The organism is Sporolactobacillus sp. Y61, from assembly GCF_040529185.1.
Classification (GTDB): domain Bacteria; phylum Bacillota; class Bacilli; order Bacillales; family Sporolactobacillaceae; genus Sporolactobacillus.
Window position 1 is genome coordinate 2,786,921 of the sequence record NZ_CP159510.1, and the last position, 14,007, is coordinate 2,800,927.

The 14,007-nt window shown below is 46.8% G+C and carries 13 protein-coding genes and 1 other annotated feature; of the genes, 1 reads left to right on the top strand and 12 read right to left on the bottom strand.

Going from position 1 to position 14,007, the window contains the following annotated elements; translation table 11 throughout:
* Window positions 1-28: 28 nt before the first annotated feature.
* The 11 genes from minD to ABNN70_RS13450 form a co-directional block, all read right to left on the bottom strand.
* The gene (minD, locus tag ABNN70_RS13400) at window positions 29-826 is read right to left on the bottom strand and encodes a septum site-determining protein MinD (protein ID WP_129928234.1); all 798 of its coding nucleotides are present in this window, start codon (window positions 824-826) and stop codon (window positions 29-31) included.
* Between the two features lie 25 nt (window positions 827-851).
* Complete coding sequence (minC, locus tag ABNN70_RS13405; protein WP_353948073.1) at window positions 852-1,541, bottom strand: septum site-determining protein MinC; 690 nt, start codon at window positions 1,539-1,541, stop codon at window positions 852-854.
* Window positions 1,542-1,612: 71 nt separating this feature from the next.
* Window positions 1,613-2,122, bottom strand: coding sequence for a rod shape-determining protein MreD (gene mreD / locus ABNN70_RS13410; RefSeq protein WP_129928232.1), 510 nt, complete (start codon window positions 2,120-2,122; stop codon window positions 1,613-1,615).
* Between the two features lie 5 nt (window positions 2,123-2,127).
* Window positions 2,128-2,985: a rod shape-determining protein MreC gene (gene mreC / locus ABNN70_RS13415; RefSeq protein ID WP_353948074.1), complete on the bottom strand. Its 858-nt coding sequence runs from the start codon at window positions 2,983-2,985 to the stop codon at window positions 2,128-2,130.
* Between the two features lie 39 nt (window positions 2,986-3,024).
* Window positions 3,025-4,068 carry a rod shape-determining protein gene (locus ABNN70_RS13420; protein WP_129928230.1) on the bottom strand — a complete coding sequence of 348 codons (1,044 nt, stop codon included), beginning with the start codon at window positions 4,066-4,068 and terminating at the stop codon, window positions 3,025-3,027.
* Window positions 4,069-4,171: 103 nt separating this feature from the next.
* Window positions 4,172-4,858, bottom strand: coding sequence for a DNA repair protein RadC (gene radC, locus ABNN70_RS13425; RefSeq protein WP_129928229.1), 687 nt, complete (start codon window positions 4,856-4,858; stop codon window positions 4,172-4,174).
* Window positions 4,859-5,027: 169 nt separating this feature from the next.
* The gene (locus ABNN70_RS13430; protein WP_353948075.1) at window positions 5,028-5,873 is read right to left on the bottom strand and encodes a hypothetical protein; all 846 of its coding nucleotides are present in this window, start codon (window positions 5,871-5,873) and stop codon (window positions 5,028-5,030) included.
* Window positions 5,870-6,022, bottom strand: a complete 153-nt coding sequence (locus ABNN70_RS13435) for a hypothetical protein (protein WP_353948076.1) — start codon at window positions 6,020-6,022, stop codon at window positions 5,870-5,872. The genes ABNN70_RS13430 and ABNN70_RS13435 overlap by 4 nt, the downstream gene beginning before the upstream one ends.
* 120 nt (window positions 6,023-6,142) lie before the next feature.
* The gene (locus ABNN70_RS13440) at window positions 6,143-7,834 is read right to left on the bottom strand and encodes a sensor domain-containing diguanylate cyclase (RefSeq protein ID WP_353948077.1); all 1,692 of its coding nucleotides are present in this window, start codon (window positions 7,832-7,834) and stop codon (window positions 6,143-6,145) included.
* 147 nt (window positions 7,835-7,981) lie between these two features.
* Entirely contained in the window at window positions 7,982-9,310 is a 1,329-nt protein-coding gene (locus tag ABNN70_RS13445) for a folylpolyglutamate synthase/dihydrofolate synthase family protein (protein WP_353948078.1), read from the bottom strand.
* A gap of 86 nt (window positions 9,311-9,396) precedes the next feature.
* Window positions 9,397-12,036 (bottom strand): valine--tRNA ligase, encoded by a 2,640-nt coding sequence (locus tag ABNN70_RS13450; RefSeq protein ID WP_129928225.1) that lies wholly within the window; start codon window positions 12,034-12,036, stop codon window positions 9,397-9,399.
* Window positions 12,037-12,165: 129 nt separating this feature from the next.
* Window positions 12,166-12,416 (bottom strand) — a binding site (T-box leader).
* Window positions 12,417-12,780: 364 nt separating this feature from the next.
* Here ABNN70_RS13450 and ABNN70_RS13455 point away from each other — a divergent pair.
* On the top strand, window positions 12,781-12,960 hold the full coding sequence (locus ABNN70_RS13455) for a hypothetical protein (protein ID WP_129928224.1): 180 nt from the start codon (window positions 12,781-12,783) through the stop codon (window positions 12,958-12,960).
* A 1-nt stretch (window position 12,961) separates the two neighbouring features.
* Here ABNN70_RS13455 and ABNN70_RS13460 read toward each other — a convergent pair whose 3' ends face one another.
* Window positions 12,962-13,990: a spore coat protein YsxE gene (locus ABNN70_RS13460; protein ID WP_353948079.1), complete on the bottom strand. Its 1,029-nt coding sequence runs from the start codon at window positions 13,988-13,990 to the stop codon at window positions 12,962-12,964.
* Window positions 13,991-14,007 lie beyond the last annotated feature (17 nt).

The following is a 14,007-nucleotide window of genomic DNA, read 5'->3' on the forward strand; positions in this document are numbered from 1 at the left end:
ATGGGTCCGTCGGATCTGCTGATTTTATTTACCTCATGCCAAGGAGATTTTTAAATTTATGAAAAAAACCGCCTTTTTCTTCAACAGCCATGAGCGGAACAGTCTCTCCAAGGATCCGTCTGCCAATATTCCGATAAGCCTGTGCGGCACGTGAGGACGGATTCATGGCGATCGGTTCACCTTTGTTTGATGCTGAAATCACATCATCATCGTCCAGCACGATACCGAGAAGATCAATAGCCAGAATGTTCATAATCTCATCCGTCTCAAGCATGCCCCCGCTCTTTACCATATGCTGACGAATGCGATTGATAATCAAACGTGGGGGTGTGATGTTTTTTTCCTGTTCAAGCAGGCCGATTACTCTGTCGGCATCCCGGACTGAGGAAATTTCAGGAGTTGTCACCACAATCGCGTGATCAGCTCCTGCTACAGCATTTTTGAATCCGCGTTCAATACCTGCAGGGCAATCTATCACCACGTAATCGAATTCCGATTTCAGTTCATCAATGATTTTCTTCATCTGATCAGGCAGGACAGACATTTTATCTACCGTCTGTGCAGCGGGGAGCATGCTGAGAGAATCAAAACGTTTATCCTTAACCAGCGCCTGCCTGAGCTTGCATCGCCCGCTGGCTACGTCGACCAGATCATAAATGATACGGTTTTCAAGTCCCATAACAACATCCAGGTTACGAAGGCCGATATCTGTATCTACGAGACATACTTTCTTTCCCTGAAGAGCCAGTACGGTACCAATATTTGCTGATGTAGTGGTTTTGCCAACACCGCCCTTCCCTGATGTAACGACGATAGCTTCCCCCATGATAAACACCCCTCTGTTGAAAAATTCACGATTTTTCCGGAACCATGGCCAAATGATACCGGACAACTGAGTCATGAATCGTATCAATGACAATCTCACCGTGAGACTGATCGATATAAGCACATTTCGGAGCAGTCTCATCTTCGTCTGTTGACAAGGGTTTGTCCATTCCACAGATCAGATCCCCGATCCGGAGCTGTGTCGGTTCCATGATTGACGCAGCGATAATGGCTTCCCTGTTGTTTTCCCGGATACCGGCAGCCGCAATTCCGCGTAAGGTTCCAAGAATGTATATATTCCCGGTAGCAGAAACCCTTCCTCCCGGGTTCACATCCCCGATAAGAAGCAGATTCCCTTCAATGGTCAGCATTTGCCCTGAGCGGATCATTCGTTCAACAGGAACAACCTGTTCACGGGATTTTTCCTTTTCAAACTCTTCACGAGTCATGACATTCGTTTCTATTTTTTCCACCTGTAAATGATCGAAAGAACGGATAACGCTGACTAGTTCTGACTTCTGTGCTGCACTCAGGTACCGGTTGCCCGCCTCCACCTTCACCGAAATGACAGGGTCATCCTGATCAAAATATTTATTGACCGACAATTTCTCCTTCAGATCCTGTAGCAGCGCATCATAAGTACAGTTCTCATCCATAATCAGGACAAGTCCGTCTTTTCTTCCTTTCATCGTGACAAGTGGCAAGCTGGCAGACATCTGGGTTGTTCACCTCAATACGTTTGTTATTCCACACTGAATGTTAAAATTCCTTCATCACTTGAAAAAAATTAATGCTCTTCCGGACGATTCACATATAAAAGAAAGCGTCGGAACGGATAATAAATGATCAGCGCAAACGCTACATTCACAGCCACAGTACCCGGAAGACGAAATTTAAAAAATGACAACAGGGTCTGATCCGTCTGTCCAATCATTAAGTATATCACGTAAACCCCTGTCTGAAGCAGACAAACACCTGCAGCAACGAGGAGGAGCGTCGTTGCCACATTCATACTCAGCCATTTAGATAAAGCATGAATCAGATAGACGGTCAGTCCCATGCAGAAAGCATAAACACCGAGCGTTGATGTATATACCAGATCAATTAAAAATCCGAATAAAACAGCATATCTGATCGCATAATCTCCAAAAAAGGCCATCAGCAGAATGGCAACAAAGACGAAAGCGGGAACGATCTGCACCTGGTACGCATTACCTACCGGAAGGAATCGGGCAAAAATGGTCCCTTCCAGTACAAAAAGGAGGAAAAGAATCAGAAATAACCCAAATCGCTTCATTGACTTCACTTCCCTGTATCCGGGGTTGGGGCTTCCCTGTTTACGATCATGACATAATTGATGGAATCAAAGTTAGCAGACGGTTTGACCTCTGCTGCTCTGGTCAGACCGTATTGATCTGTTGACACTGAGGTAATCTTACCAATAATCAGGCCCTGAGGATACATGCCACTCAGCCCGGAAGTGACCACTGTCTGACCCTTTTTCACATTGGATTTAATGGGAATCCGTTGAAACAAAAGGACCCCTTTTTCCTCATCAAAGCCCTCAATCATCCCGTATGTACCCGTGTTCGATATTTTGGCGGATATCTGGTTGACATTACGCTTGTTCGTGATCAGGGAGACCCTGCTGGTAAAATTACCGGTTTTTTCAATGGTACCGATCAGTCCTTCCGGCGTTACGACAGGCATCCCCGTTCGGATTCCGTTCATCCTTCCTTTATCCACTGTCAGCATCTGATTCCAGCCGTCATTCGGGCGTGCGATCACTTGGGCCGTATATTTGGTGTATGACGACAGATCAGGATTCTTATCCACATTCAGCTGCTTCTTCAATTCATTGAACCGCTGAGTCAGATCGCGATTTTCCTGCTGCAGTCGCGCATAATCTTCCAGTTTCGCTTTGAGTCTTTTATTCTCCTGATAGGTATGATTCATATCGCTGACATTCTCAAAGAAACCCGCTGCATATTGAGCGGGTACGTTGATCACATACTGGAAAAACCCGGCTGAATCCTGAACAAACCGTTCCATCCATGTTGTTCTGCTGCCCTGCCTGAGAGAATAGCTGATCAGCGCAATCAGGACAATCAGGCTGGTGAGCAGAACAATCAATTTTTTGTTTGAAAAAAACGAAGGCATAAACACACCTGCTTCACTACAATAAAAATAAATGATCGATCAGTTTCTTTTGGCTAATGAAGTGGCCCGGCTTTTCTTACGGAATAAATGCAGGTTCTCAAGAGAGCGTCCTGTTCCGATTGCGACACAGTCGAGAGGATTTTCTGCGACAATCACCGGCATTTTCGTTTCATCGCTGAGCACGTGGTCAAGATTATGCAGCAAGGCACCGCCGCCTGTCATCACAATGCCCCGATCCATAATATCAGCTGCCAGTTCCGGCGGCGTTTTCTCAAGCGTCACTTTGACTGTTTCCACAATCCGGCCCACCGTATCGCTTAGTGCCGCTGCTACTTCTTTACCGGTGACTTCAATCGTTTTTGGCAGACCTGTCAGAAGATCCCGGCCGCGAATATCCATTTTGGCCCTTTCCTGTTCTTCTGAATGACCTGCGGAGCCAATTTCGAGTTTCAGCGTCTCCGCCGTTCTTTCACCAATCATCAGATTATATGATTTCTTAATATACTGAATAATGGCTTCATCCATGTCATCACCGGCAATGCGGATCGACTGACTGGTCACAATACCACCGAGAGAAATAATAGCCACTTCAGTCGTACCACCACCGATGTCGACAACCATACTCCCCGTGGGTTCCCAAACCGGAAGATCTGCGCCAACTGCTGCCGCAAAAGGTTCTTCAATGGTATAGGCTTCACGTGCCCCGGCCTGTTTTGTAGCATCCTCAACGGCACGCTTTTCAACCGCAGTAATGCCGGAGGGCACACAAACCATTACATTCGGCTTACGTGAAAAAACGGAGCGTTTCTTCTGTGCTTCATTTATAAAATATTTCATCATTGTCGCCGTTGTATCAAAATCAGCAATCACACCATCCTTCATCGGACGTACGGCAACAATGTTTCCAGGCGTTCTGCCAATCATATCTTTTGCCGGACTTCCCACCGCTTCAATCAGTCCGCTGTCCGTATGCAGGGCAACCACAGAGGGTTCCCTTACAACGACACCTTTCCCTCTGACATAAACAAGCGTGTTCGCCGTCCCGAGGTCAATCCCCATATCTCTAGAAAATCCGCCAAACATCTATGTAATCTCCCTTCAATTTGCAGAACTCATAAGTTTAATTATATCTTAATTAGGAATAAAATTATAGTGACTTCCGATTCATTTGCCTATCAACTGCCTGTTACATCATTCCTTTTTGTTTCAGACTGATATATTTCCTGTCGCCGATGACAATATGGTCGAGTACATCAACACCGAGCATCTTCCCACAGGAAACCAGTCTTTTGGTCACATCAACATCTTCGCGGCTTGGGGAAGGATCTCCGCTCGGGTGATTATGAAAACAGATCATGGACGCTGCAGAACGTCTCACCGCTTCTTTAAACACTTCACGAGGGTGAACTATGGACGCGTTCAGGCTCCCGATAAAGATCGTTGACTTGTGCAGCACCTGATTTTTTGTATTGAGAAACACGGCGACAAAATGTTCCTGCTTCAGCGTTCGCATCTCTTCCATCACAAATTGTGCTCCGTCTTCAGGTGATCGTATCGTATACCGCTGATCGCTCCGGTGTCTGACCAGCCTTTTCGCAATTTCGAAACTGGCAAGAAGCTGTACGGCCTTGGCTGTGCCAATTCCGCGAATTTTCCCCAGTTCTTCGACACTGGCTTCCTGCAGATTTTCTATGCCTCCAAATTCACTGATCAGTCTGCCTGACAGTTCAAGGACAGATTCATACCTGGATCCTGAGCGAAGTATGATAGCGAGCAGATCTCTGTCCGATAACGATTGGGCCCCATCCCTGATCAGGCGCTCCCTTGGCCGGTCTTCACATGGAACATCCTTCATCATAATCCTTTCATCCATCCTGATCCCCCTCATCTGTACGTATCAGATATATGTGATCTAAACATACTCTGCCTGCGTATTTTTTTCAGAGAGAGAAATCAATATAAATGGCTTATTATGAGCGATCAATGTTAATATTTTCGACAATCATTCTATATTTATGACAATAAACACAAATTCCAACTAATTATTTTTTCTCAAAGCCGATGATTTTCTGATAGGAAGCAGACAGTTCCAGCAAATGCTGCTGGAAGGCGTAGTAAGTTGCTTCATCTTTTTTTTCAGCGAAAATGTGCAGGGTACGCATTGTCGCTTCAGCGGTCTCGAGAAAGGTACGCGACAGATCCGTCTTTTCCATCCCTTTCAGAGTGTTCAGCTGACGATTCAGCCGCTCCATCAGTTGCTGATTCGGATATCTCTCGTCTGCCTTAAGATCAGCGATCTGATGCATGCCCTGTAAATATACTTTGGCCCGGGCAGCAAAAACAGCCATGCTTTTGCTTTTTAATACGGATGACTGATCTGTGACACGATAATCATACTTTCTGGTATAGAAGGACACACCCTTCTCTTTATAATCATTCGTCAGGACCTTCGCGCTTTGCACGGTTGAGGCTGCACCTATGAATACGGTGTTCATCCTGCCTGGAAATGCGAGAGACGGTATCCCCTCGTTTCTCAGACTTTCGGCCACCTGACTGGCTTTTTCCATTGTTGAGAACACACCCGCCTGGATCATGCCTGTCGAAAACTCGAGATCTTTTCGTGTCGGGAGACGCTGCTGCTCCTGAACAGAAGCATCCCCGTCTGATTGTGCCCATGACTGCCCGGCCGGCTTGTCCGCACCGGAAAAGAACATCAGCATGGTCATTCCGCTTGCCAGACCAATGACGACAGCCGCAAGAACCGGTAACCATAACCTGACCAGAATCGAAACAGGATCCGCTGCTCCTTTTCTGCCCCTCTTTTTTTTCTTCGATTTTTTATCTTTATGGCGGGGAAAAAGACCTGTATCTGTATCCTGCTTATTCATTGTATCCTGCTTTTCCGGAATGAACGGCTCCAGTCAAGCGAACGATCTTTATTGGCAGCCGTTTCCTTTTCCGCCCAATCCTGAAGTGAGTATTTCCGCCCATTAAAGGTCACAGTGACGTTGCACTCATTCTGCTTTTTCTTGTCCACCTGCATGCCCCATTTCGAAAGTCAGCATCTTTCCCCACAGAATAGCACAGGAAAAATAAAAAAGGTCAGGACTTTTGTCGTCCTGAACCTCTTTATTTTTCGATAAAATTCACATTGTTTTTATACAAATCGAGACACACGATTTTTTCCTTTTCGTTTTGCACCTGAATACATGGCAAAATCAGCATTATTAATCAGCGCAGCAGGGGCAGAGGCTTCCGATCGTGCGGTCGATGTTCCCAGACTGATCGTAATATGCACCTGTTTATAGCGCTTCTCCTTTTCCAGGTAAACCATAAACGGTTCAGAAACAACCGCGATTCGAATGGATTCAGCGATGGCAAAGCACATGTTCCGATCCATTTTCGGCAACAATACAGTAAACTCCTCCCCACCATAACGGGCGACAATGCCCTTATCACCGACCGTTTTCCGCAACCGGTTGGCTACTCCGATCAGGATCGCATTACCGTTCTGGTGACCGTATGTATCATTCACCTGCTTAAAGTCATCAATGTCCATCATAATAATGGAAAAAGTGTCTAATGATTCATCCTTAAACATCTGATCCAGATGCCTCATCATATAACGATAATTATACAGATCAGTGAGGGGACAATGTTCGCTCTCTTCCCGCTTTTTCTCGAAATTTTTTGCATTCTCAAGAGCGATTGCGAGAAAATCTCCGATGATTTCCATACCAATCCGATTCGTCTTCGTATAGGCTTTCGGTCGATTTGATGCGACAGTAAGAACGCCCAGTACCTGTCCGTGGTACATCATCGGTACAGCGAGAAAAGATCGGGCTTTCCCCGAAGACAGGGCCTTCAGAAAAGGATATATTTCATGGCTCTTATATCCGCTTACCGCTTTTGCCAGTCGGTAAACTTCCTGACTGGGATCCGCTTCCTGCTGGAATGGCACAAAGTTTTTCTCATCATCCCGGCGGAATATACGGAGCAGCTTCGGTTTGTCCGGCTGCCTGTAGCTGATAATATACAGATAATCGAGCGGCGTCATGACCGGTATCTTCTCGAAAAGTAAATTAATCACGTGTTCCACCGACAGCTCCTCGGTCAGTTTCTGGCCCAGATGGTTGACCTGCTGCAGAAAGCGGATCAGTTCCTGACTGTTATTCACCAGTCTCATAATCACAGAAAGAGCAATCATCGGAACAGAGATCATAAACATACCTGTAATGCCCCGTGACAGATACATAAAATAAAAGGCAAGACCAAGCGGCATCATCAGAAAGGTGACCACAATCTCCCAGGCCATATCCTTTGTAAAAAGGCGGGCCGTTTCGTCCGCGATGAGCCAGCGGTGATAAAAATAAATAAAGACTTCATTGACGATATAAGCGGCCAGGTAGAAACCGACTACAGGAATGAGACTGAGCGGCAGAAAATCCTGATGACTGATCTCTGCCTGTCCGCCCAGGGCATAGTAGACGGCAGCTGCTGAAACCGATACGCCCAGGAACATGATGGAATTCATCGGAATCCGGTAGGTATCCTGTTTACTCAGTCGCTGGTTAATCAGATAAACAAGTATCCCGAACTGTGTCAGAAGGACTTCAATAAATAAACCGAAAATTAAAAAGGCAGCAAGTCCGATCCCCTGCAGTACAATGATATCGGTTCCCTGCACTTTAAAACTGAAGAGTGCGGTGATCAGAAATACCGCAGCAACCATTGCGACTGACCATATGGAATGATTGCGCGGGGGATCAGCGATATAAACCAGTGGAAGTGACACGGCAAAAAGGATCATCCATGTCAGCCAGAGGCATCTTTGTTTTGCTTTACTCATCAGAACTGCCTCCTTTTCGTCTGGTTGCGAAAAGGTAAAATCATACTATTTGACTAAGTGTATTGTATCAAATTTTATAATAATTTGGAAAGGTTTTTCAAAACCTTCTTCATTCTCCCCCTGTTTTTTAAGATTCGGCATAAACGTTCAATTCAGATGAAGCTGCAAATCCTTATGGTGTCTGTAAATATAGCGGCGGATCTGTGCAATAAAATACAGGGAACCACAGGCAAGCAGCACATCCCGATCTTGTGTTTCAGAAATCAGCTTTTCAAGTGCTGTCTGCCAGCTTCTATTTTCCCTTTTTCGTGTATGAGATGAAACTTCATAAAGATCGTGGCTGTGCGCCGCACGGGAAGAGGCAATCGTGGTAAAAGTCATATCTGCAGCAATGGATTCGATCCGTGGAATCATCCGGCTGTACTCCTTGTCTTTCATAACCGCATAGAGGACATGGATTTTTCTTCCCGGATAATAACGCTTAACGGTCTGAACCAGGGCTTCTGTCCCCTGCAGGTTATGCGCCCCGTCCAGAATAATCAGCGGATCTCTGGATACGGTTTCAAAACGGCCCGGCCATACGGCTTTCCGCAGTCCGTTCCGAATGCTTTCTTTTTCAGGTGTCAGGCCAAAAAAGCTCTGAAGAAAATCAACAGCCATCAGTGCCGCCGCAGCATTCTTCAGCTGATACTGGCCCTTCATCCGGATCATCAGATCTTTTTCATGAATATATAAACTGTCAAAGTCAAAATGTTCGCCGGCTTCATCATGTCCGGCAGATTGCACCCGGAATTCATCCCCGATCACATAGATGTTTGCCTGTTCTGCCTTCGCCGTCCTGCGCAGCACGCTGAGGACCTGTGGATTCTCGACTGTTGTAATCACACCGACGCCATGTTTTATGATCCCTGCTTTCTCTTTTGCAATCTTCTCCAGCGTGTCCCCAAGCTGCTGCATGTGGTCCATCCCCACATTCGTAATGATCGAAACGAGCGGGAAAATCACATTGGTTGGATCCAGGCGACCACCAAGCCCCACTTCATAAAGAACCAGATCACAGGGATTCATCCGGCCAAAATAAACAAAACTGATCAGGGTCACGACTTCGAATTCCGACGGCCGGCCAAGATTTGTTTCATGGGCAGCCTCTTTCACCACGGGATAAACGATATTGGCTGCACGTACCAGATCGTCATCACTGATCGCTTCCCCGTTGACCATCATCCGTTCATTAAATGATGTGATATAAGGAGAGGTGAAGGTACCGACTTTCAACCCTTCTTCCTGATAGATATGCCAGAGAAAGCAGACAGTCGATCCCTTGCCGTTTGTTCCTCCGACATGGACGGAACGCAGCCGATGTTCGGGATGCCTCATTCTATCCAGCATCCACTTCATTCTTTCCGTCCCGGGTTTGCCTGGCTCATTGTTCAGACCGTGAATCCATGAAAGCGCTTCTTCAGCAGATTTAAACATATAACCTGACCTCCAAAAAAAATAAACGATAAGGGGAAAACCCCCTTACCGTTTATTTTGCGCAGCTATATGTGTTTTGTCTACTTTCAGGCTTTCAATTCAGCAATTCGTTTTTCAATTTTGTCACGTTTCTGCAGATAGTCGGTTTCTTTTGCCCGTTCTTTATCAACGATCGCAGCCGGCGCTTTATCCACGAACCTCTGATTGCTTAATTTTTTCCGTACGCGTTCCACTTCAGCATTCATCTTTTCCAGTTCTTTTCCCAGCCGGCTGACTTCATCCTCAATATTGATCAGGCCTGACAGCGGGAGAAAAATATCCGCCCCGGTAATCACTTTTGAAACTGCCTTATCCGGAGCCTGAATATGTGTGCTGATTTTCAGTGAGGAAGGATTGCAGAACTTTTCAAGCGTGACACGGTTTGCTTCCAGTAGTTCGCTCTCCTCATCCGATTCCGTTTTCACAAGCATATCAATGGGTTTTTTAGGTGCAACATGCATCTCAGAACGGACACTGCGCACCGTACGGATCACATTCTGCAGCAGGCTCATCTGTTTTCCCACTGCTTTATCATTCCACTCCGCTTTCGATTCCGGCCAGCTACTGTGCATAATGGTTTCCCCTTCGTGGGGCAGATGCTGCCAGATCTCCTCTGTAATAAAAGGCATAATCGGATGCAGAAGTTTCAGGATCTTATCCAGTACATAAGTAAGAACGGATTTTGTTGTCCGACTGGCCGATTCATCGTCTCCGTAAAGCGGCAGTTTGGCCATTTCAATATACCAGTCGCAGTAGTCATCCCATATGAACTGATAGAGATAGTGTCCCGCTTCGCCGAAATCATAGTTTTCGTAAAGTGAGGTCACCTTTTTTATCGTTGCATTCAGACGGGAAAGAATCCAGCGATCGGCAACTGATTTTTCTCCTGACAGATCTACTTCACTGATCGAGAAACCGTCAAGATTCATGATCACAAATCGCGAAGCGTTCCATATTTTGTTGGCAAAATTCCAGTTTGCCTCAACTTTACTCCACTGGAACGTAAGATCCTGTCCCGGTGTCGTTCCGGTCGCAAGTGTATAGCGCAGCGCATCTGCTCCATATTTGTCAATCACATCCATCGGATCGATGCCGTTGCCGAGCGATTTACTCATTTTCCTTCCCTGTTCATCACGGACCAGACCATGAATCAGAACATCCCTGAATGGACTTCTCCCGGTAAATTCAGTAGACTGGAACATCATCCGTGCTACCCAGAAAAAGATAATATCATATCCGGTGACCAGCGCGTTGGTTGGAAAATACCGTTTAAAATCCGATGCCCCTTCATCCGGCCAGCCCATCGTCGAGAAAGGCCAGAGCGCCGAACTGAACCAGGTGTCCAGAACGTCTTCGTCCTGTTTCCAGTTCTCACTGTCCTTCGGCGCTTCCGTCCCGACATACACTTCTCCAGTTTTCTTATGATACCAGGCCGGTATCCGGTGCCCCCACCAGAGCTGGCGGGAAATACACCAGTCACGAATGTTTTCCATCCAGTGTCTGTATGTACCTTCAAAGCGGTCCGGTATAAAATGAACTTTATCATCTGTTTCCTGCATCTTCAAAGAGGCTTCGGCGAGTGGCTTCATTTTAACGAACCACTGCGTGGACAAGATGGGCTCAACCACCACACCGGTGCGTTCTGAATGACCGACGGCATGGGTATGTTCTTCCGTATATGCCAGAGCACCGGTCTCTTTCAGGTCGCTGACAATCTGACGGCGACAGGCATCACGATCCATTCCCTGATACTTGCCGGCATTCTCATTCATTTTTCCGGCTTCATTAATAACAAGAATTCGCGGCAGATGATGCCGGTTGCCTACTTCAAAGTCGTTTGGATCGTGCGCCGGTGTAATCTTCACAGCACCGGTTCCAAATGTACGGTCAACATAGCGGTCGGCAACAATCGGTATTTCACGACCGACAAGGGGCAGGATTGCCGTCTTTCCAATCAGATCCTTATACCTCTCATCATCCGGATGAACGGCAATGGCTGTATCACCAAGCATGGTTTCCGGGCGCGTTGTGGCAATCTGAATGGAACCGGAACCCTCTTTTAATGGATAATTAACATGCCACAGATAGCCGGGGATTTCTTTGTAGATGACCTCAATATCCGACAGGGCGGTCCGGGCAGCAGGATCCCAGTTGATGATATAAGCCCCGCGATAGATCAGCCCTTTTTTATACAAGGAAACAAATACTTTACGAACCGCACGCGACAGACCTTCATCAAGCGTAAAGCGTTCCCGGGAATAATCCAGCGACAATCCAAGCTTCGCCCATTGTTTACGAATCAAAGCCGCATATTCCTTTTTCCATTCCCATGCCACTTCCAGAAACTTTTCGCGACCCAGATCATATCGGGATTTCCCTTCCTTACGCAATTTCGCATCGACCTTGGCCTGCGTGGCAATTCCCGCATGATCCATACCGGGAAGGTACAGGGCGTCATATCCCTGCATCCGTTTGAAGCGGATCAGGAGATCCTGCATCGTTGTATCCCAGGCATGCCCAAGGTGCAGTTTACCGGTGACGTTTGGCGGCGGAATAACGATCGAATAAGGCTTCTTCGCCGGATCACCATCAGCCTTGAAATAGCCTTTTTCCCGCCATGTCCGATACCATTTGTCTTCCGTTTTTGCAGGATCGTATTTCGTTGCCATTTCTTTTGTCTCTTCCATTACTTACAACCCCTTTTTGGAAAATGAAGAAAAACTTACCGGCCGGCACGTTGCGTGCGCCGCCGGAGCATCGTTTTTCTGATTTTTTCCCCGCAAAAATTTTTAAAGTATAAAAAGAGCTTTCTCCATCGCAAGGACGAAGAAAGCTCCGTGGTACCACCTTAATTTACGTATCAGATACGTACACTTAAATACGTTAACGGATTAACCGGTCATTCCTACTCAGCCGTTGCCTTTAAGAATGACTGCTCAGGGGCAACTTCCACTCCGCCAGCCTGGGAAACTTCTCAGCGTATCGGTTTCCCTCTCTTGCAGAAAGATCCATCAGAAATCCTTCTTCAGGCCTGAAGACGTGTACTACTCCCCGTCATGGCATTTTACCTTGTAACGCATGACGCGTGTTTATATTAAATATAATATACACTATATCATTGTCAAGTCAACGTTCACACTTCTTATCCCGCCTGAACGGGCAGGATCCCTCAGCGTCATGAGGGTAAACGAGCAAGACCGGGTGAGGGCGTACTTTTCGCAGAAACCCGACAGGTTCAACGAACGATCAGTGGGGATAGGCGCAGGCTAAAAACGGGAGCGTCCTGTCGCAACGCCTGCACGAGTACGTCCTGTGCGTCCGAAAAGCCCCCTCACTGATTTTTTTCTCACCCTTTCCTGTTACGATACATAAACTATAGCAACAGCCCGGACAATGCGTTTGTAATCGACGACCAGGGGAGAGGGTTCTGTATGTTTAAAAAAAGATTTCCGCCATTTTTCAAAAAATGTCGTGAAGGGCTCGCGATTATCATCCTTCCGCTGGCGTTCTTCCAGCTGATCCGTACCATTTTTCTTCCAACCTCTTTTGATGTTCTCCTGACTGCCCTGCTTTTTTTTATCTATATTTCCTTTCTGAAAAAATGGTTCTGATTCACTCCGCCTCTTTCGGACTGGCAGCTTCTGCCTGTTTTTTTTCTTTTTCCAGCCAGCTCCACAGACTGCTGAGCATCAGTTTATGATTTCTGCTGAAACGCATCCACTTCCGGATAGAACCCGGTTCATCCTTCTTCTTTTCAGTCAGGTAGCTGTTGAAAAAGAGAGACGGTGCTTTCGGGCAGAGCATCAGATGAAATAAAAAAATACCCTCCTCCTCGCGCAGTGGACAGGCAGTCAGATAGTCATGAAGCCATTTTTCCCATTGTGGCGCCCCGTTATACATCACACAGGCCTGTTCCATTAGTGAGGCGGTCTCCAGAATAAAAAAATCTTCCCGGCATTCCTCCAGATTAACCAGCAGACACCTTTCGCGTTCAATCAGAAGATGCCTCGGATTCAATCTGCCGTGGCATAGCGCGCGACGCATGCCGATGCCCTTTCCTTCCTCATCTTTTGGCTCCCCGCGTGAAAAAAAGGTCATGGCCTGCTGAATATGAGACAGACGGATACCGGCCGAATCAAAGACCACCTGCTCAAAGGGAGAGGGGTATACATGATGTTCCGCAACGTTTAGAAAGCCCTCCCATTCCTGCTTTCTTGCCATTGCAATCTGAGTCAGCTGAGCGTATAAATCATCAGAATTCTGAGTATCCCTGCGCATCGTCGCTCTGTGCATCTGGCCGGCTTTGATAAACAGCATTCGGTAGCGCTCCTTTAGATCTGTAACCGGTACCGTTTCTTCAATCCACGGCATCAGATAACAGGTTTCCCCATCTCCGCTGATCACCAGATCTCCGTATTTTGAAGGAAGTGGCGTGACAGCGTCGATCACCAGATTTTGCGACAACTGATACGTAACTTTCAGATGCTCGATCTGGTGAACCGTCAATTTTTTCTTTTTTAACGCAAAAAGACCTCTGTCCGTCTCAATTTTATATACGCGTTCAAACGGTGTGATCCGGTACGGGTACAGGTCATATTGAAAAAGAAGGCGATTGAGCACGACATCAGTTTCAGCAACCATCAGCAGCATCTGCTCCT